Origin of the sequence: Pseudomonas sp. MWU13-3659 (genome assembly GCF_023757525.1) — a bacterium.
Taxonomy (GTDB): domain Bacteria; phylum Pseudomonadota; class Gammaproteobacteria; order Pseudomonadales; family Pseudomonadaceae; genus Aquipseudomonas; species Aquipseudomonas entomophila_E.
Window position 1 is genome coordinate 44,186 of sequence record NZ_JAMSHW010000014.1, and the last position, 20,143, is coordinate 64,328.

The following is a 20,143-nucleotide window of genomic DNA, read 5'->3' on the forward strand; positions in this document are numbered from 1 at the left end:
TTGCTCTGGGTTTACCCATAAAATCAGCGCGATTGATTCAGCTGCGACATTTGGTCACTGCGTCTGCGACACCACGTCGCCGCTCTACTTATTTCAGACTGCAGAGCTGGGTCTCTGTATAAGGATTTCAAGCATGTCCGATTCGGCAGGACTCATCGCCCACAACTGGGGCTTTGCCATCTTCCTCCTGGGTGTCGTCGGCCTGTGTGCCTTCATGCTCGGCCTGTCCAGCCTGCTCGGTAGCAAGGCCTGGGGCCGCGCCAAGAACGAACCCTTCGAATCCGGCATGCTGCCCGTCGGCAGCGCCCGCCTGCGCCTGTCCGCCAAATTCTATCTGGTCGCGATGCTGTTCGTGATCTTCGATATCGAAGCCCTCTTCCTGTATGCATGGTCTGTGTCCGTCCGCGAAAGCGGCTGGACCGGATTCGTCGAAGCACTCGTTTTCATAGCAATTCTGTTGGCTGGTCTTGTCTACCTATGGCGCGTCGGGGCGCTCGATTGGGCTCCCGAAGGTCGCCGCAAGCGGCAAGCGAAGCTGAAACAATGAGGCTTTGGCATGCAATACAATCTCACCAGAATCGATCCGGACGCACCCAATGAGCAGTATCCGGTCGGTGAGCGGGAAACCGTCACCGATCAACTGCTAGAGGACCAGGTCCACAAGAACATCTACATGGGGAAACTCGAAGATGTCCTGCGTGGCGCGGTCAACTGGGGTCGCAAGAACTCCCTCTGGCCGTACAACTTCGGCCTGTCCTGCTGCTACGTGGAAATGACCACGGCCTTCACGGCGCCCCACGACATCGCCCGCTTCGGCGCCGAAGTCATCCGGGCCTCGCCGCGCCAGGCCGACTTCATGGTCATCGCCGGTACCTGCTTCGTCAAAATGGCGCCGATCATCCAGCGCCTGTACGAGCAGATGCTCGAGCCGAAGTGGGTCATCTCCATGGGTTCGTGCGCCAACTCCGGCGGCATGTACGACATCTACTCGGTCGTTCAGGGGGTCGACAAGTTCCTCCCCGTGGACGTGTACGTGCCTGGCTGCCCGCCGCGCCCAGAAGCCTTCCTGCAAGGCCTGATGCTGCTGCAGGAATCGATCGGCCAGGAGCGACGCCCGCTTTCCTGGGTCGTTGGTGATCAAGGCATCTACCGTGCCGAGATGCCCGCCCAGAAAGACCTGCGTCGCGAACAGCGTATCGCGGTAACCAACCTGCGCAGCCCCGACGAAGTCTGATCCAGCGACCTGCCGCCCGCTCCCGAAGGAGCCGGCGGCCTGGCTTCATTCTTAACGCTGACCCAAAGCGACCGAGACCATGACAGCGGACAACGCTATTTATATTCCGCCCTACAAGGCTGACGACCAGGATGTGGTCGTCGAACTGCACAACCGTTTTGGCGCCGACGCATTCGTCGCCCAGGAAACCCGCACCGGCATGCCGGTACTGTGGGTAAAACGTGCCCAACTCAAGGAAGTGCTGAGCTTCCTGCGCGGCGTCGCCAAGCCGTACAGCATGCTGTACGACCTGCACGGCGTCGACGAGCGCCTGCGCACCCAGCGCCGTGGCCTGCCCGCCGCCGATTTCAGCGTGTTCTACCACCTGCTGTCGGTGGAACGTAACAGCGACGTGATGATCAAGGTGTCGCTGAGCGAAGGCGACCTCAACCTGCCGACCGTGACCGGCATCTGGCCAAACGCCAACTGGTACGAGCGCGAAGTCTGGGACATGTTCGGCATCGACTTTGCCGGCCACCCGCACCTCAGCCGCATCATGATGCCCCCCACCTGGGAAGGTCACCCGCTGCGCAAGGACTATCCGGCCCGCGCCACCGAGTTCGACCCCTACAGCCTGACGTTGGCCAAGCAACAGCTTGAAGAAGAGTCGGCGCGTTTCAACCCTGAAGCCTGGGGCATGAAGCGTCAGGGCGCCAACGAGGACTACATGTTCCTCAACCTCGGCCCCAACCACCCTTCGGCCCACGGTGCCTTCCGTATCGTCCTGCAACTGGACGGTGAAGAGATCGTCGACTGCGTCCCGGACATCGGCTACCACCACCGTGGCGCCGAGAAGATGGCCGAGCGTCAATCGTGGCACAGCTTCATCCCCTACACCGACCGTATCGACTACCTCGGCGGGGTGATGAATAACCTGCCTTACGTGCTCGCGGTCGAGAAGCTGGCCGGCATCCAGGTGCCGCAGAAGGTCGACGTGATTCGTATCATGCTCGCCGAGTTCTTCCGCATCACCAGCCACCTGCTGTTCCTGGGCACCTACATCCAGGACGTCGGCGCCATGACCCCGGTGTTCTTCACCTTCACCGACCGCCAGCGCGCCTACACCGTGATCGAAGCGATCACCGGTTTCCGCCTGCACCCGGCCTGGTACCGCATCGGTGGCGTCGCCCACGACCTGCCGCGCGGCTGGGACAAGCTGGTCAAGGACTTCGTCGAATGGCTGCCCAAGCGCCTCGACGAATACACCAAGGCCGCCCTGCAGAACAGCATCCTCAAGGGCCGTACCATCGGCGTCGCGGCGTACAACACCAAGGAAGCCCTGGAATGGGGTACCACCGGTGCCGGCCTGCGTGCCACCGGCTGCAACTTCGACCTGCGTAAAGCCCGCCCCTACTCCGGCTACGAGAACTTCGAGTTCGAAGTGCCGCTGGCCCACAACGGCGATGCCTACGATCGCTGCATGGTCCGCGTCGAGGAGATGCGCCAGAGTATCCGCATCATCGACCAGTGCCTGCGCAACATGCCGGAAGGTCCGTACAAGGCGGATCACCCGCTGACCACGCCGCCACCGAAAGAGCGCACCCTGCAGCACATCGAAACCTTGATCACCCACTTCCTGCAAGTCTCGTGGGGCCCGGTCATGCCGGCCAACGAGTCGTTCCAGATGATCGAGGCGACCAAGGGCATCAACAGTTACTACCTGACGAGCGACGGCGGCACCATGAGCTACCGCACCCGGATCCGTACCCCGAGCTACCCGCACCTGCAGCAGATCCCTTCGGTGATCAAAGGCAGCATGGTCGCGGACCTCATCGCGTACCTGGGCAGTATCGACTTCGTTATGGCTGACGTGGACCGCTAAGCATGAACAGCACGCTTATCCAAACCGACCGTTTCGCCCTGAGCGAAACCGAGCGCTCGGCCATCGAGCACGAGATGCACCACTACGAGGACCCGCGCGCGGCGTCCATCGAAGCCCTGAAGATCGTCCAAAAGGAACGCGGCTGGGTGCCGGACGGCGCCATCTACGCCATCGGCGAAGTGCTGGGCATCCCCGCCAGCGACGTCGAGGGCGTGGCCACCTTCTACAGCCAGATCTTCCGCCAGCCGGTCGGCCGCCACATCATCCGCGTGTGCGACAGCATGGTCTGCTACATCGGCGGCCATGAGTCAGTGGTCAGCCAGATCCAGAGCGAACTGGGCATCGGCCTCGGCCAGACCACCGCCGACGGGCGCTTCACCCTGCTGCCGGTGTGCTGCCTGGGCAACTGCGACAAGGCCCCGGCGCTGATGATCGACGACGACACCTTTGGCGACGTACAGCCGGCTGGCGTTACCAAACTGCTGGAGGGTTACGTATGACCATCACTTCCTTCGGCCCGGCCAACCGCATCGCGCGTTCGGCCGAAACCCACCCGCTGACCTGGCGCCTGCGCGACGACGGCGAGCCAGTATGGCTGGCCGAGTACGAATCGAAGAATGGCTACGCCGCTGCCCGCAAGGCACTGGCCGAGATGTCCGCCGATGATATCGTGCAGAGCGTCAAGGACTCCGGCCTCAAGGGCCGCGGTGGCGCAGGCTTCCCCACGGGTGTGAAGTGGGGCCTGATGCCCAAAGACGAATCCATGAACATCCGCTACCTGCTGTGCAACGCGGACGAAATGGAACCCAACACCTGGAAAGACCGCATGCTGATGGAGCAACAGCCCCATCTGCTGGTCGAGGGCATGCTGATCAGTGCCCGTGCGCTGAAAGCCTACCGTGGCTACATCTTCCTGCGTGGCGAATACACCACCGCGGCGAAGAACCTCAACCGCGCCATCGACGAAGCCAAGGCTGCCGGCCTGCTGGGCAAGAACATCCTCGGTTCCGGTTTCGATTTCGAACTGTTCGTGCACACCGGTGCCGGCCGCTATATCTGCGGTGAAGAAACCGCGCTGATCAACTCGCTGGAAGGCCGCCGCGCCAACCCGCGCTCCAAGCCGCCCTTCCCTGCCGCCGTCGGCGTATGGGGCAAGCCGACTTGCGTGAACAACGTCGAGACCCTGTGCAACGTGCCGGCCATCGTCGCCAACGGCAACGACTGGTACAAGTCGCTGGCCCGTGAGGGCAGCGAAGACCATGGCACCAAGCTGATGGGCTTCTCCGGCAAGGTGAAGAACCCCGGCCTGTGGGAACTGCCGTTCGGCGTCACCGCCCGCGAGCTGTTCGAAGACTACGCCGGTGGCATGCGCGACGGCTTCAAGCTCAAGTGCTGGCAGCCAGGCGGCGCCGGTACCGGCTTCCTGCTGCCCGAGCACCTCGACGCACAGATGTACGCCGGCGGCATCGCCAAGGTCGGCACCCGGATGGGTACCGGCCTTGCCATGGCGGTCGACGACAGCGTCAACATGGTTTCGCTGCTGCGCAACATGGAAGAGTTCTTCGCCCGCGAATCGTGCGGCTGGTGCACCCCATGCCGTGACGGCCTGCCGTGGAGCGTGAAGATGCTGCGCGCACTGGAGAAAGGCCAGGGCCGCGCCGAAGACATCGAGACGCTGCTGGGGCTGGTCAACTTCCTCGGCCCAGGCCGTACCTTCTGTGCTCACGCACCGGGTGCCGTCGAGCCATTGGGCAGTGCCATCAAATACTTCCGGTCCGAGTTCGAGGCCGGTGTCGCTCCCGCTAGCGCGGCCGACACCCTGCGCCCGAACCTGGCCAAGCCGATCGTGGTCGGCGCATAACAAGATGAAGCAGCGGATGGTCCGTGCCATCCGCCAGCCTGCCGGCCGGCCCGAACGATTCGAGGCCGGCCGCAGGCTCACCGATTTCCATTAGCCACGCCCGCCCACGCGGGCCAACGAAGAACTTTGAACAATGGCCACTATCCACGTAGACGGCAAAGCGCTCGAAGTCAACGGTGCGGACAACCTGTTACAGGCGTGTCTGTCGCTCGGCCTCGACATCCCCTATTTCTGCTGGCACCCGGCGCTCGGTAGCGTCGGCGCCTGCCGGCAGTGCGCGGTCAAGCAGTACACCGACGAGAACGACACCCGTGGTCGTATCGTCATGTCCTGCATGACCCCTGCCTCCGACGGCACCTGGATCTCCATCGACGATGACGAATCGAAGGCGTTCCGCGCCAGCGTCGTCGAATGGCTGATGACCAACCACCCGCACGACTGCCCGGTGTGCGAGGAAGGCGGTCACTGCCACCTGCAGGACATGACGGTAATGACCGGCCACAACGAGCGCCGCTACCGTTTCACCAAGCGTACCCACCAGAACCAGGACCTCGGCCCGTTCATCGCCCACGAGATGAACCGCTGCATCGCCTGCTACCGCTGCGTGCGCTACTACAAGGACTACGCCGGCGGCACCGACCTGGGTGTCTACGGCGCCCACGACAACGTGTACTTCGGTCGCGTTGAAGACGGCGTGCTGGAAAGCGAGTTCTCCGGCAACCTCACCGAGGTCTGCCCGACCGGTGTGTTCACCGACAAGACCCACTCCGAGCGCTACAACCGCAAGTGGGACATGCAGTTCGCCCCGAGCATCTGCCATGGCTGCTCCAGCGGCTGCAACATCAGCCCCGGCGAGCGCTACGGCGAACTGCGCCGCATCGAGAACCGCTTCAACGGCTCGGTGAACCAGTACTTCCTGTGCGACCGCGGCCGTTTCGGCTATGGCTACGTCAACCGCAAGGACCGTCCACGCCAGCCGCTGCTGGCCGATGGCACCAAGCTGTCGCTGGATGCCGCCCTGGACAAGGCCGCCGACCTGCTGCGCGGCCGCACCATCGTCGGTATCGGCTCGCCACGCGCCAGCCTCGAGAGCAACTACGGCCTGCGTGAGCTGGTCGGCGCCGAGTACTTCTACTCCGGCATGGAAGCTGGCGAACTGGCCCGCGTGCGCCTGGCGCTGAACGTGCTGAACAACAGCCCGCTGCCAGTCCCCACCCTGCGCGACATCGAAGACCACGACGCCGTGTTCGTGCTCGGTGAAGACCTCACGCAAACCGCCGCCCGCGTTGCCCTGGCCGTGCGCCAGGCCACCAAGGGCAAGGCCGAGGCCATGGCCGACGCCATGCGTGTACAGCCGTGGCTCGACGCCGCGGTGAAGAACATCGGCCAGCACGCGCTGTACCCGCTGTTCATCGCTGCGCTGGCTGAAACCAAGCTGGACGACGTCGCCGAAGAGTGCGTGCACGCCGCCCCCGCCGACCTGGCCCGCATCGGTTTCGCCGTGGCCCACGCCATCGACCCGAGCGCACCTGCCGTCGAAGGTCTGGATCAGGAAGCGCAAGCCCTGGCCAAGCGCATCGCCGACGCCCTGGTCGCCGCCCAGCGTCCGCTGGTGGTTGCCGGTACTTCCCTGGCCGACCCGGCGCTGATCGAAGCCGCCGCCAACATCGCCAAGGCCCTCAAGCTGCGCGAGAAGAACGGTTCGCTGAGCCTGGTCGTCCCTGAGGCCAACAGCCTCGGCATGGCGATGCTGGGCGGTGAGTCCGTCGATGCCGCGCTGGACGCCGTCATCAGCGGCAAGGCCGACGCCATCGTGGTACTGGAAAACGACCTGTACGCCCGCGTATCGGCACAAAAGGTCGACGCTGCCCTGGCCGCCGCCAAGGTGATCATCGTCGCCGACCACTCCAAGACCGCCACCAGCGACCGCGCCCACCTGGTGCTGCCAGCCGCCTCGTTCGCCGAAGGCGACGGCACCCTGGTCAGCCAGGAAGGCCGTGCCCAGCGCTTCTTCCAGGTGTTCGACCCGCAGTACCTGGACAGCAGCATCCAGATCCACGAAGGCTGGCGCTGGATGCACGCCCTGCGTGCCACCCTGCTCAACAAGCCGGTGGACTGGACCCAGCTGGACCACGTCACCAGCGCCTGCGCCGAAGCCGCCCCGCAACTGGCCGGCATCGTCAACGCAGCGCCAAGCGCCGCGTTCCGCATCAAGGGCATGAAGCTGGCCCGCGAGCCGCTGCGCTACTCCGGCCGTACCGCCATGCGCGCCAACATCAGCGTGCACGAGCCGCGCACGCCGCAGGACAAGGACACCGCGTTCGCCTTCTCGATGGAAGGTTACTCGGGCTCCGCCGAGCCGCGCCAGCAAGTGCCGTTCGCCTGGTCGCCAGGCTGGAACTCGCCGCAAGCCTGGAACAAGTTCCAGGACGAAGTCGGCGGCCACCTGCGTGCCGGTGACCCGGGTGTGCGCCTGATCGAGTCGCAAGGCGACAAGCTCAACTGGTTCACCGCCATCCCGGGCGCGTTCAACCCGGCCCGTGGCACCTGGACCGCGGTACCGTTCTTCCACCTGTTCGGCAGCGAAGAGAGCTCCTCGCGCGCCGCCCCGGTACAAGAACGCATCCCAGCCGCCTACGTCGGCCTGGCCAAGTCCGAAGCCGACCGCCTGGGCGTCAATGAAGGCGCGCTGCTGAGCCTGACCGTCGCCGGCGTTTCGCTGCGCCTGCCGCTGCGTATCAATGAAGAACTGGGCGCTGGCCTGGTTGCGCTGCCCAAAGGCCTGGCCGGCATTCCGCCCGCCATCTTCGGTGCATCCGTCGAAGGTCTGCAGGAGGCAGCACAATGAGCTGGTTCACCCCCGAAGTGATCGATGTGATCCTCACCGTCGTGCGGGCCATCGTGGTCCTGCTGGCCGTGGTGGTCTGCGGCGCGCTGCTCAGCTTCGTCGAACGTCGCCTGCTGGGCTGGTGGCAGGACCGCTACGGTCCGAACCGTGTCGGCCCGTTCGGCATGTTCCAGATCGCCGCCGACATGCTGAAGATGTTCTTCAAGGAAGACTGGAACCCGCCCTTCGTCGATCGCATGATCTTCACCCTGGCGCCGGTCGTGGCCATGAGTGCCCTGCTGATCGCCTTCGTGGTCATCCCGATCACCCCGCTGTGGGGCGTCGCCGACCTGAACATCGGCCTGCTGTTCTTCTTCGCCATGGCCGGCCTGTCGGTCTACGCCGTGCTGTTCGCCGGCTGGTCGTCGAACAACAAGTACGCCCTGCTGGGCAGCCTGCGGGCTTCGGCACAGACCGTGTCGTACGAGGTGTTCCTCGGCCTGGCGCTGATGGGCGTGGTGGTGCAGGTGGGTTCGTTCAACATGCGCGACATCGTTGAATACCAGGCCAACAACCTGTGGTTCATCATTCCGCAGTTCTTCGGTTTCTGCACCTTCTTCATCGCTGGCGTCGCCGTGACCCACCGTCACCCGTTCGACCAGCCGGAAGCGGAACAGGAACTGGCCGACGGCTACCACATCGAATACGCCGGCATGAAATGGGGCATGTTCTTTGTCGGTGAGTACATCGGCATCATCCTGATCTCGGCGCTGCTGGTAACCCTGTTCTTCGGTGGCTGGCACGGCCCGTTCGGCATCCTGCCGCAAGTGCCGTTCCTGTGGTTCGCCCTGAAGACCGCGTTCTTCATCATGCTGTTCATCCTGCTGCGCGCCTCGATCCCGCGCCCGCGCTATGACCAGGTGATGGACTTCAGCTGGAAGTTCTGCCTGCCGCTGACCCTGATCAATTTGCTGGTGACCGCTGCGGTTGTGCTCTACAACACGCCAGCCGTCGCGGCCCAGTGAGGATTTGACCCATGTTCAAGTATATCGGCGACATCGTTAAGGGCACCGGCACCCAGCTGCGCAGCCTGGCCATGGTGTTCTCCCACGGGTTCCGCAAGCGCGACACCCTGCAGTACCCCGAAGAACCCGTGTACCTGCCGCCGCGCTACCGCGGCCGCATCGTCCTCACCCGCGACCCCGACGGCGAGGAGCGCTGCGTGGCGTGCAACCTCTGCGCGGTGGCCTGCCCGGTCGGCTGCATCTCGCTGCAGAAGGCCGAGACAGAAGACGGCCGTTGGTACCCCGAGTTCTTCCGCATCAACTTCTCGCGCTGCATCTTCTGCGGCCTGTGCGAAGAGGCCTGCCCGACCACCGCGATCCAGCTCACTCCGGATTTCGAAATGGCCGAGTTCAAGCGTCAGGACCTGGTGTACGAGAAAGAAGATCTGCTGATCTCCGGCCCCGGCAAGAACCCTGACTACAACTTCTACCGTGTTGCGGGTATGGCGATCGCTGGCAAGCCGAAGGGCTCTGCGCAGAACGAAGCCGAGCCGATCAACGTGAAGAGCTTGCTCCCATAAGGACAGAAAGATGGAATTCGCTTTCTACTTCGCATCCGGCGTCGCCGTTGTCTCCACGCTACGCGTGGTGACCGGCACCAACCCCGTGCACGCCCTGCTCTACCTGATCATTTCGCTGATCTCCGTGGCGATGATCTTCTTCTCCCTCGGTGCGCCATTCGCCGGCGCCCTGGAAGTGATCGCCTACGCCGGCGCCATCATGGTGCTGTTCGTCTTCGTGGTGATGATGCTCAACCTCGGGCCGGCCTCGGTCGCCCAGGAGCGTGGCTGGCTGAAGCCGGGCATCTGGGCGGGGCCGGTGATTCTCGCCGCCCTGCTGCTGCTGGAGCTGCTGTACGTGCTGTTCGTCACCCCGAGTGGCGCGGCCATCAGCGGTACCACCGTGGACGCCAAGGCCGTGGGCATCAGCCTGTTCGGCCCGTACCTGCTGGTGGTCGAACTGGCGTCGATGCTGCTGCTCGCCGCAGCCGTCACCGCCTTCCACCTGGGCCGCAACGAGGCGAAGGAGTAAATCATGGGTGCTATCCCTCTCGAGCATGGTCTGGCGGTCGCCGGCATCCTGTTCTGCTTAGGTCTGGTCGGGCTGATGGTCCGCCGCAACATCCTCTTCGTGCTCATGAGCCTGGAAGTCATGATGAACGCCTCCGCCCTGGCGTTCATCGTCGCCGGCGCCCGTTGGGTCCAGCCCGACGGCCAGGTGATGTTCATTCTGGTGATCAGCCTGGCAGCCGCCGAGGCCAGCATTGGCCTGGCGATCCTGCTGCAGCTGTATCGCCGCTTCCACACTCTCGACATCGATGCTGCCAGTGAGATGCGCGGATGAACCTTATCTTCCTGACGTTCGTATTCCCCCTGATCGGCTTCCTGCTGCTGTCGTTCTCGCGCGGCCGCTGGTCCGAGAACCTGTCGGCGCTGGTCGGCGTCGGCTCGGTCGGTCTGTCGGCGGCCACCGCCGCCTACGTGATCTGGCAGTTCAACGTCGCCCCGCCTGAAGGCGGCGCGTACAGCCAGCTGCTGTGGCAGTGGATGTCGGTGGACGGCTTCGCGCCGAACTTCACCCTGTACGTGGACGGCCTGTCGGTCACCATGCTGGGCGTGGTCACCGGCGTCGGCTTCCTGATCCACCTGTTCGCCTCCTGGTACATGCGTGGCGAAGCCGGCTACTCGCGCTTCTTCTCGTACACCAACCTGTTCATCGCCAGCATGCTGTTCCTGGTGCTGGGCGACAACCTGCTGTTCATCTACTTCGGCTGGGAAGGCGTGGGCCTGTGCTCGTACCTGTTGATCGGTTTCTACTACAGCAACCGCAACAACGGTAACGCGGCACTCAAGGCGTTCATCGTCACCCGTATCGGCGACGTGTTCATGGCCATCGGCCTGTTCATCCTGTTCGCCCAGCTGGGTACCCTGAACGTGCAGGAGCTGCTGGTGCTGGCACCGCAGAAGTTCCAGGCCGGTGACACCTGGATGGTCCTGGCGACCCTGATGCTGCTGGGTGGCGCGGTCGGCAAATCGGCCCAGCTGCCGCTGCAGACCTGGCTGGCCGACGCGATGGCGGGCCCGACCCCGGTTTCGGCACTGATCCACGCGGCTACCATGGTAACCGCGGGCGTGTACCTGATCGCCCGTACCAATGGCCTGTTCCTGCTGGCGCCGGACATCCTGCACCTGGTCGGCGTCGTGGGTGGCGTCACGCTGGTCCTGGCCGGCTTCGCCGCGCTGGTACAGACCGACATCAAGCGTATCCTCGCTTACTCGACCATGAGCCAGATCGGCTACATGTTCCTCGCGCTGGGTGTTGGCGCCTGGGACGCGGCGATCTTCCACCTGATGACCCACGCCTTCTTCAAGGCCCTGCTGTTCCTTGCCTCCGGTGCGGTGATCGTTGCCTGCCACCACGAGCAGAACATCTTCAAGATGGGCGGCCTGTGGAAGAAGCTGCCGCTGGCCTACGCCAGCTTCGTGGTCGGTGGCGCCGCCCTGGCCGCCCTGCCGATCCTGACCGTGGGCTTCTACTCCAAGGACGAAATTCTTTGGGAAGCCTTCGCCAGCGGCAACAGCGGCCTGCTGTACGCCGGCCTGGTCGGCGCGTTCATGACCTCGCTGTACACCTTCCGCCTGATCTTCATCGCCTTCCACGGTGAAGCCAAGACCGAAGCCCACGCTGGCCACGGCATCAGCCACTGGCTGCCGCTGGGCGTGCTGATCGTGCTGTCGACCTTCGTCGGTGCCTGGATCCATCCGCCGCTGGCAGGCGTGCTGCCTGAAAGCGCCGGCCACGCTGGTGGCGAAGCCAAGCACTCGCTGGAGATCGCCTCGGGCGCCATCGCCATCGCCGGTATCCTGCTGTCGGCCCTGCTGTTCCTGGGCAAGCGCCGCTTCGTCACCGCGGTCGCCAACAGCGGTATCGGTCGCGTCCTGTCGGCCTGGTGGTTCGCCGCCTGGGGCTTCGACTGGATCTACGACAAGCTCTTCGTCAAACCATACCTGCTGATCAGCCACCTCCTGCGCAAGGACCCGGTTGACCGCAGCATCGGCCTCATCCCTCGGATGGCCCGTGGCGGCCATGTCGCCATGAGCAAGACCGAGACCGGCCAGCTGCGCTGGTACACCGCCTCGATCGCCGTGGGCGCCGTGCTGGTGCTCGGTGCCGTGGTAGTGGCCGCGGTATGACTATGAATCTTGCGACTTTGCCAAAGGAAACCAACCCGTCATGATTTTGCCTTGGCTGATCCTGATCCCCTTCATCGGCGGCTTCCTGTGCTGGCTGGGTGAGCGCTTCGGCTCTACCCTGCCGCGCTGGATCGCGCTGCTGACCATGTCCCTGCTGCTAGGCATCGGCCTGTGGCTGTGGGCGAACGGCAACTACACCCTGGCGCCCGCCCCTGGCGCGGAGCCCGCCTGGGCCCTCGAGTACAAAGTCGAGTGGATCAAGCGCTTCGGCATCAGCATCCACCTGGCCCTCGACGGCCTGTCGCTGCTGATGATCCTGCTCACCGGCCTGCTCGGTGTGCTGTCGGTGCTGTGCTCGTGGAAAGAGATCCAGCGCCACGTCGGCTTCTTCCACCTCAACCTGATGTGGATCCTCGGCGGCGTGGTCGGTGTGTTCCTGGCGCTCGACCTGTTCCTGTTCTTCTTCTTCTGGGAAATGATGCTGGTGCCGATGTACTTCCTCATCGCGCTCTGGGGTCACAGCTCGACCGACGGCAAGAAGACCCGGATCTACGCGGCGACCAAGTTCTTCATCTTCACCCAGGCCAGCGGCCTGATCATGTTGGTGGCGATCCTCGGCCTGGTGCTGGTCAACTACAACACCACCGGCGTGCTCACCTTCAACTACAGCGACCTGCTCAAGGCCGAACTGCCGGCCGGCGTCGAGTACGTGCTGATGCTGGGCTTCTTCATCGCCTTCGCGGTGAAGCTGCCGGTGGTGCCGTTCCACTCCTGGCTGCCTGACGCCCACGCCCAGGCACCCACCGCCGGTTCCGTGGACCTGGCGGGCATCCTGCTGAAGACCGCGGCCTACGGCCTGCTGCGCTTCGCCCTGCCGCTGTTCCCGAACGCCTCGGCCGAGTTCGCGCCGATCGCCATGACCCTGGGCCTGATCGGTATCTTCTACGGTGCCTTCCTGGCCTTCGCGCAAACCGACATCAAGCGCCTGGTGGCGTTCTCCAGCGTCTCGCACATGGGCTTCGTGCTGATCGGTATCTACTCCGGCAGCCAGCAGGCCCTGCAGGGCGCGGTGATCCAGATGCTGGCCCACGGCCTGTCGGCCGCCGCGCTGTTCATCCTGGCCGGCCAGCTGTACGAGCGCCTGCACACCCGTGACATGCGCGAAATGGGTGGCCTGTGGCACCGCATCGCCTACCTGCCCGCCATCAGCCTGTTCTTCGCCGCCGCGTCGCTCGGTTTGCCGGGCACCGGCAACTTCGTCGGCGAGTTCCTGATCCTGATCGGCAGCTTCGCCCACGTACCGTGGATCACCGTGATCGCCACCACGGGCCTTGTGTTCGGTTCGGTCTATTCGCTGATCATGATCCACCGCGCCTACTTCGGCCCGGCCAAGGCCGACACCGTGCTGGCCGGCATGGACGGTCGCGAGCTGATCATGGTGCTGGGCCTGGCGGGCCTGCTGATCCTGCTGGGCGTGTATCCGCAGCCGTTCCTGGACACCTCTGCCGCCACCATGAGCGGTGTGCAGCAGTGGCTCGGTTCCGCTTTCACTCAACTCGCTTCGGCCCGGTAAGAGCGCTATGGAATTCACCACTCAACACTTCATCGCATTGGCGCCGATGCTGATCACCACCATCACCACGGTGGTGGTGATGCTGGCGATCGCCTGGAAGCGCAACCACTCGCAGACCTTCCTGCTGTCCACCGTGGGCCTGAACCTGGCCCTGCTGTCGATCCTGCCGGCGCTCAAGGTCGCGCCGCTGGCGGTCACGTCGCTGGTGACCATCGACAAGTTCGCCTGCCTGTACATGGCGATCATCCTGGTGGCGACACTGGCCTGCGTTACCCTCGCCCACGCGTATCTCGGCGAAGGTTCCAAGGGTTTCCCGGGCAACCGTGAAGAGCTGTACCTGCTGCTGCTGATGTCGGCACTGGGTGGCCTGGTGCTGGTCAGCGCCAACCACCTGGCCGGCCTGTTCATCGGCCTGGAGCTGCTGTCGGTGCCGGTCTACGGCCTGGTGGCGTATGCCTTCTTCAACAAGCGCTCGCTGGAAGCCGGCATCAAGTACATGGTGCTGTCGGCCGCCGGCTCCGCCTTCCTGCTGTTTGGCATGGCGCTGCTGTACGCCGATGCCGGCAGCCTGACCTTCGACCAGCTGGGCAAGGCCCTGGCCGCCACCAGCATGCCGAGCCTGCTGGCGCAGCTGGGCCTGGGCATGATGCTGGTGGGCCTGGCGTTCAAGCTGTCGCTGGTGCCGTTCCACCTGTGGACCCCGGACGTGTACGAAGGCGCCCCGGCGCCGGTCGCCGCGTTCCTGGCCACCGCCAGCAAGGTCGCGGTGTTCGCCGTGGTCGTGCGCCTGTTCATGCTCTCCCCTGCCGCCAGCAGTGGCGTGCTGAGCACCGTGCTGGCGGTGATCGCGGTCGCCTCGATCCTGATCGGTAACCTGCTGGCGCTGACCCAGAGCAACCTCAAGCGTCTGCTGGGTTACTCGTCCATCGCCCACTTCGGCTACCTGGTCATCGCCCTGGTCGCCAGCAAGGGCCTGGCCATGGAAGCCATGGGCGTGTACCTGGTCACCTACGTGATCACCAGCCTCGGCGCGTTCGGTGTGATCACCCTGATGTCCTCGCCGTACGCCGGCCGTGACGCCGACGCCCTGTACGAGTACCGCGGCCTGTTCTGGCGCCGTCCGTACCTGACCGCGGTGCTGACCGTGATGATGCTGTCGCTGGCCGGTATCCCGCTGACCGCAGGCTTCATCGGCAAGTTCTACATCATCGCCACCGGCGTCGAGTCGCAGCTGTGGTGGCTGGTCGGCGCCCTGGTGCTGGGTAGCGCCATTGGCGTGTACTACTACCTGCGCGTCATGGTCACCCTGTACCTGGTCGAACCAAACCTGCGTCGCCATGACGCCCCGCTGAAATGGGAACAGCGCACCGGTGGCGTGATGCTGCTGGCGATCGCGATTCTCGCCTTCGTGCTGGGCGTGTACCCGCAGCCGCTGCTGGAGATGGTGCAGCAGGCAGGCCTGCAACTGATCGGCTGATCGGTTCCTTGATGTGCAAGACACCCCGCCTCGGCGGGGTGTTTTTTTGCGTGCGGTTCGCCGGCAAGCCGGCTCCTACGGTGGTGCGTCTGCCCCTCGTAGGAGCCGGCTTGCCGGCGAACCGATTACAGATCGACCACTGTGCTTCGTCTGCCCTTTGCAGCGTCAGACTCCCGCACTCGATCTGGAACCCCGTCCCCATGCGCCCCACCCTCCCCTACTCCCTGCTGGCCCTGTTCGTCGCCGGCACAACCCAGGCCGCCAACCGCGTCGAACTCGACCAGGTGCTGATCCAGGACCAACAGCAAACCGAACTGGAAGCCGCTGCCGACCACCTGCGTGAAATCCCCGGTGCCAGCAACCTGGTGGACATGGGCAAGGTGGGCCAGGGCCGAGTAGCGAGCAACCAGGATGTGCTGGCCTATCAGCCGGGGGTGTTCGCCCAGTCGGCGGGCAACGACGGCATCAAGTTGTCGATCCGTGGCTCGGGCATCAACCGCGCACCGGGCGCCCACGGCTCCGGGGTGTACACGATGTTCGATGGCCTGCCGCTGACCGGCCCGGGCGGTACCCCCTACGAACTGTTCGAGCCGCTTTGGCTGAGCCGCGCAGAAGTGCTGCGCGGCGCCAACGGTTTCGACCAAGGCTCGCTGGCCTTGGGCGGCGCGATCAACTATGTGACCCACACCGGCTACGATGCCGCGCCCTTGCAGGTGCGTTACGAAGTAGGCAGCCGCGGCTATCAGCGCCGGCACATCAGCTCCGGCCAGGTACTGGGCAACCTCGACTACTACGTCGCCCTGACCGATGCCGAGTACGACGGCTACCAGCACCACAGCAGCGGCAGCGCCAAGGGCATCGCCGCCAACGTCGGCTACCGCTTCAACCCGAACCTGGAGACGCGCTTCTACCTGCGTTACCGGGAAACCGAGAACAACCTGGCCGGGCGCCTGACCAAGGATCAGATCAAGCATCATCCCCGCGCGGCCAACCCGGCCTACCTGATCCGCGACGATAGCCGCCCGCAACCGGGCAGTACCTGGGTGGGCAACAAGACTACCTTCTTCCTGGATGATGATTCGCGCCTCGAGGCGGGGCTGGTCTATCACGACTACCCGATGGACCTGCGCGAGGGGCCGATGCGCCTGAAGGTCGCCTACAGCGACGTCAGCGGTACACTGAACTACTTCCGTCGCGACACTGTGTTCGGTCATGAGAGCAAGACCACCGTTGGCTGGCGCACCACCAAGCACCTGCCCAACAGCGGCGCCTCGCAGTTCGCCCGCACCAGCGGTGACAATTTCGGCGCCCGCACCCGCGACTTCAGCTACCAGGGCTCGGACACCGTGCTGCATGCGGGCAACGACCTGGAGCTGATCCCCGATCTGTGGCTGACCACCGGCCTGGCAATGATCTACACCCGCCGCGAGAGCGACGTCACCTACCCAACCACAGGTGGCAAGGTCAGCCAGCATGACTGGGACTATGCGCCACGGCTGGGCCTGCGCTACGACATCCGCCCGGACCTGCAGGTCTACGGCAACCTCAGTCGCTCGGTGGAGCCGCCGCACCCGTGGTCGCTGGTCTGGAGTGCGCCGGTCGCCAACCAGCCCATGAAGATGCAGAACCAGACCGCTACCACCCTGGAGCTCGGTGCCCGTGGCGATTCGATACTGGGGCATTGGGACCTGGCCTGGTACTACGCCCAGGTACGCCACGAACTGCTGAACGTGGAAGTCGTGCAAGGTTTGCCGTTCAAGGAGTTCAATGCCAGCCCCACCGTGCACCAAGGCATCGAAGCCGGCCTGGACAGCCTCCTCTGGGAGCAACCCGGCACCGGTAAGCTGAGCCTGCGCCAGGCCTACACCTTTAGCGACTTCCACTACCGCGACGACGACAAGTTCGGCGACAACCGCTTGCCCGGCATCCCCATGCATTACTACCAGGCCGAACTGCGCTACGACTGGCCGAGCGGTTTCTACGCCGGGGTGAACACGCAGATGGCCTCCAAGGTGCAGGTGGACTATGCCAACGGCTACCACGCCGACGCCTATGCCCTGCTCGGCGCACGCCTGGGTTGGGACTCGCCGAAGCAGGACTGGCAAACCTGGCTGGACCTGCGCAACTTGACCAACAAGCGTTATGCGGCGACGGTGACGCCGGGGTACAACGACGCCGGGCAGGACATTGCCCGCTCGACGCCGGGGGAAGGGTTCGGGGTGTATGCGGGGGTTTCCTACAGCTTGCGCTGATCATTGGCCCTGTTCGCCGGCAAGCCGGCTCTCATGGAACAAAACATAACCCATTGTTTTGCCAAGACCGCTGTAGGAGCGGCTTTAGCCGCGATCACCCGCGAAGCGGGTACCAGGCACCGCGTTGCCTGCATCGCGGCTAAAGCCGCTCCTACAGAGGCAACTGCACCTGCGGCTTGGTCGACACGAAGATCGCCCAACTCGACGCGAACAATGCCGCGATCAACGGCCCGAACACTACCAACCTACCCAATGTCGACACCAGCACCAAGTAATCCGGCATCCGCGTATCCTTGCCCACCAGGATCGGCCGCAACAGGCTGTCCACCAACCCGATCACCAGAACCCGAAAGCGATCAACACGATCCCCTGCCACGTTGCTCCGGTCAGCAGGAAGTACACCGCCACCGGCCCCCAGACCAGCGCGCTGGGGATATCCAGCACCAAATGCCCCCTGGGTGATCGCCACCAGCAAGTTGCCCTTGACGGTGGCGCGTACGACACGCTTGAACTTCAGTTGCAGGCGACGTTTCTGCTTCTCGGTCAATAGCACCGCCTGACGTACCTAGCGCGCCACCTCAGCGCCCTCACGTAGAAAGAAGAACAGCAGGTAGAGCATGATGCCGAAGCTCACCAGGAGCTCGAACGCGCCCTGGCCGAAACTGTACGCCAGGGCAGCCAGGAACCGGCTGCCCTGGGTGGCCCAGCGGGTGATCTTGTCGCGCAGGCCGTCGAGGTTGCCCATTCCCATGCGGTCGAGAAAATGCTGGGCATAGGCCGGCAGCATGTCCTGGCCGCGCTCGAGGTAGCCGGCGATGTCCAGCTGGCCGCTCTCGATGCGCTGGTACAACGCGGCGCCTTCCTGCACCAGCAAGACGTTAAGGATGCACCATGACTCTCTGGGACTGAACACCTAAGACGCAGGCGGCACTTAAAAGCTGTTCATGCAAACCCTAAAAAAAACGGGCCGCCAGTGACAATGTCCAATGTGGTTGTGCGCTCTAATCAATGGGCAACATTCGACATTGACCACAACTTTCTTTATCTGAATACAAGGTGGATGCCAATGCCATTGGCACCCAAGTGAAAACTCGTTCCTCCTGTCGTGGCCAGTCCCTCGGCAACCTGCAATAAGCGGGGGATTCGACTCACGAACAACGCTACCCGTCCGCTTCACGGCAGGATCTGTTCCATCCTGGCCAGCAAACGCTCACGGCGGAGTCGCTCGCGTTTACCGGTATATTCGAAATCGGAGAAACCCATCTGGTTTATGGGCAAGGCTTGGTGGGTTGGAAGCGCGCGGGGTTATTTCAGCACACGCCAGGCAACCTGTGCTGGGTTGATTGCGGAATTTCCAGGTACTGACACAACGGGCTGCCTTTCGTGCAGTGGTTTTTCAACTGATGCCAATGTGCAAAAGCAAACACCCTTGCACCGAAAACAACTTAAAACACCCCATACCACCCAACACGAAACCATATAAAACAGCCTCCGCTCGCACACGCCGCACGATAAGAATCCCAGTCTCTCCCCACCAACCACCACGATTAAAAAAGGAGCATACCATCCATGAAAGTCAGTACAGCCACATTGAATAAACAGGGTACTCAAACACAAGCACCAGAGCAGTCACAGGCCGTGCCTTTAGACTCCACTTGCGGCGCGTTGGCCCCGTCCCCGTGCATGCCGCATCGAGATCTGAATTACACTCAAATGCTGGATGCTGCCAACAAAAAGCCAATGCACTTACTGGCTCAAGAGCAGGCTGCCGCCGAGCAGCTTATTGCCGCGCTAAACAATAACACTGGCGTGAGCAACCGACTATCAAAACTCTCAAATGAACAGATCAGGGTTTTTTTCCCCTGTGTCTATGTTGAAGCAAAGCACAGATTAAATCCCATCGTAGCTTACAACACCAAGGACACTGGGTGCGGGGACATAGAACATGATGACAACGTTGCCATGCTGCAAGGATATGGAGATTTCTTGACAGCCGTCCAAGAAGCGGCAGAGGGGAAAGCAGAGGGCCGGTCTTCAGCGGCTCGCACCGAGCGACTACTTGACAGGTACCTTCATCTCGCAGGCACATTGACGAACATGAATCCCGGCGACGTCTTCAAGGGTGCCGGCGCCAATTACTCTGTACCTGCAACGACAGTATTCAAACATGAGGACATATATAAACACCTTAATGGAAATCCATTCCTTAATCAAATAAAGACCCTTTCCTGCGGCCATCGACTCGGCATTGTACCAATAGACGAGAACATCATGTACTGCGTCACCATCTCCGACCCCGAAAAAAAAGAAGCGATCATACGCGAGGTTTTAACCAACTACATTTCCGCCATTGACACCCGTAACATTGACAGCCTGCTTCAAGTCACATCAGATTATCAATTTCTCCATTTTTTACCGAATGCGAATGGACGTTCCAGTCAAATCATGAGGGATTGTGCTTTAATGCACCTTGGGCATTTTCCACTCTCCTCCCTGACCACGAACTCTCACTACCTTTCTCCGCAGCAGCCTGTTGAGCATGAGCACTTTTTATTCATGCAGAAAAACACCGAAGAAATTCTGTCCGCTATCGAGCAACAAAATTTGACATTAAGCTTGTGTAAAAAAAACACACCCCACTTAGCTGCTCGTTTAATCGCCGACGCAAGAACAGACGCGATCAAATTTGATGTCGGACAGTTCCTTGGGGAGGATGCAGCAAAGTATTTCGCACCCTCCTTGCTTCAAGGTTGTCCTCACTCAGTTGTTTAGGGGGTCTCCGATCAAGTCAGCACAGGTC

General features: G+C 63.0%; 15 protein-coding genes and 1 pseudogene. 15 read left to right on the forward strand and 1 reads right to left on the reverse strand.

Annotated features, from left to right (window positions below; genetic code table 11):
- The first annotated feature begins 133 nt into the window (after positions 1-133).
- The 14 genes from NGM28_RS17785 to NGM28_RS17850 all read left to right on the forward strand — a co-directional run bounded on the left by NGM28_RS17785 (position 134) and on the right by NGM28_RS17850 (position 17,343).
- On the forward strand, positions 134-547 hold the full coding sequence (locus tag NGM28_RS17785) for an NADH-quinone oxidoreductase subunit A (protein WP_011534614.1): 414 nt from the start codon (positions 134-136) through the stop codon (positions 545-547).
- 9 nt (positions 548-556) lie between these two features.
- Positions 557-1,234, forward strand: coding sequence for a NuoB/complex I 20 kDa subunit family protein (locus tag NGM28_RS17790; protein WP_008096180.1), 678 nt, complete (start codon positions 557-559; stop codon positions 1,232-1,234).
- A gap of 79 nt (positions 1,235-1,313) precedes the next feature.
- Positions 1,314-3,095: an NADH-quinone oxidoreductase subunit C/D gene (gene nuoC, locus NGM28_RS17795; RefSeq protein WP_252090960.1), complete on the forward strand. Its 1,782-nt coding sequence runs from the start codon at positions 1,314-1,316 to the stop codon at positions 3,093-3,095.
- A 2-nt stretch (positions 3,096-3,097) separates the two neighbouring features.
- The gene (nuoE, locus tag NGM28_RS17800; protein WP_011534616.1) at positions 3,098-3,595 is read left to right on the forward strand and encodes an NADH-quinone oxidoreductase subunit NuoE; all 498 of its coding nucleotides are present in this window, start codon (positions 3,098-3,100) and stop codon (positions 3,593-3,595) included.
- Positions 3,592-4,956, forward strand: a complete 1,365-nt coding sequence (nuoF, locus tag NGM28_RS17805; RefSeq protein WP_011534617.1) for an NADH-quinone oxidoreductase subunit NuoF — start codon at positions 3,592-3,594, stop codon at positions 4,954-4,956. The genes nuoE and nuoF overlap by 4 nt, the downstream gene beginning before the upstream one ends.
- 133 nt (positions 4,957-5,089) lie before the next feature.
- Positions 5,090-7,804, forward strand: a complete 2,715-nt coding sequence (nuoG, locus tag NGM28_RS17810; protein WP_252090961.1) for an NADH-quinone oxidoreductase subunit NuoG — start codon at positions 5,090-5,092, stop codon at positions 7,802-7,804.
- Complete coding sequence (gene nuoH / locus NGM28_RS17815; RefSeq protein WP_011534619.1) at positions 7,801-8,808, forward strand: NADH-quinone oxidoreductase subunit NuoH; 1,008 nt, start codon at positions 7,801-7,803, stop codon at positions 8,806-8,808. Before nuoG ends, nuoH begins: the two co-directional genes overlap by 4 nt.
- Before the next feature lie 11 nt (positions 8,809-8,819).
- Positions 8,820-9,368: an NADH-quinone oxidoreductase subunit NuoI gene (gene nuoI, locus NGM28_RS17820; RefSeq protein WP_003251442.1), complete on the forward strand. Its 549-nt coding sequence runs from the start codon at positions 8,820-8,822 to the stop codon at positions 9,366-9,368.
- 10 nt (positions 9,369-9,378) lie between these two features.
- Complete coding sequence (gene nuoJ / locus NGM28_RS17825) at positions 9,379-9,879, forward strand: NADH-quinone oxidoreductase subunit J (RefSeq protein WP_011534621.1); 501 nt, start codon at positions 9,379-9,381, stop codon at positions 9,877-9,879.
- Between the two features lie 3 nt (positions 9,880-9,882).
- On the forward strand, positions 9,883-10,191 hold the full coding sequence (gene nuoK / locus NGM28_RS17830) for an NADH-quinone oxidoreductase subunit NuoK (protein ID WP_008096201.1): 309 nt from the start codon (positions 9,883-9,885) through the stop codon (positions 10,189-10,191).
- On the forward strand, positions 10,188-12,041 hold the full coding sequence (gene nuoL, locus NGM28_RS17835) for an NADH-quinone oxidoreductase subunit L (RefSeq protein ID WP_240066456.1): 1,854 nt from the start codon (positions 10,188-10,190) through the stop codon (positions 12,039-12,041). The genes nuoK and nuoL overlap by 4 nt, the downstream gene beginning before the upstream one ends.
- Positions 12,042-12,081: 40 nt before the next feature.
- The gene (gene nuoM, locus NGM28_RS17840; protein ID WP_011534623.1) at positions 12,082-13,614 is read left to right on the forward strand and encodes an NADH-quinone oxidoreductase subunit M; all 1,533 of its coding nucleotides are present in this window, start codon (positions 12,082-12,084) and stop codon (positions 13,612-13,614) included.
- A 7-nt stretch (positions 13,615-13,621) separates the two neighbouring features.
- The gene (gene nuoN / locus NGM28_RS17845) at positions 13,622-15,091 is read left to right on the forward strand and encodes an NADH-quinone oxidoreductase subunit NuoN (RefSeq protein WP_213657492.1); all 1,470 of its coding nucleotides are present in this window, start codon (positions 13,622-13,624) and stop codon (positions 15,089-15,091) included.
- Between the two features lie 200 nt (positions 15,092-15,291).
- Positions 15,292-17,343: a TonB-dependent receptor family protein gene (locus tag NGM28_RS17850; RefSeq protein ID WP_252090962.1), complete on the forward strand. Its 2,052-nt coding sequence runs from the start codon at positions 15,292-15,294 to the stop codon at positions 17,341-17,343.
- Between the two features lie 151 nt (positions 17,344-17,494).
- Here the strand turns inward: NGM28_RS17850 and NGM28_RS17855 are convergent.
- Positions 17,495-18,229 (reverse strand): annotated as a pseudogene (locus NGM28_RS17855) (AI-2E family transporter); the annotation flags it as partial.
- A 683-nt stretch (positions 18,230-18,912) separates the two neighbouring features.
- Here NGM28_RS17855 and NGM28_RS17860 point away from each other — a divergent pair.
- On the forward strand, positions 18,913-20,115 hold the full coding sequence (locus tag NGM28_RS17860) for a hypothetical protein (RefSeq protein WP_252090963.1): 1,203 nt from the start codon (positions 18,913-18,915) through the stop codon (positions 20,113-20,115).
- Positions 20,116-20,143 lie beyond the last annotated feature (28 nt).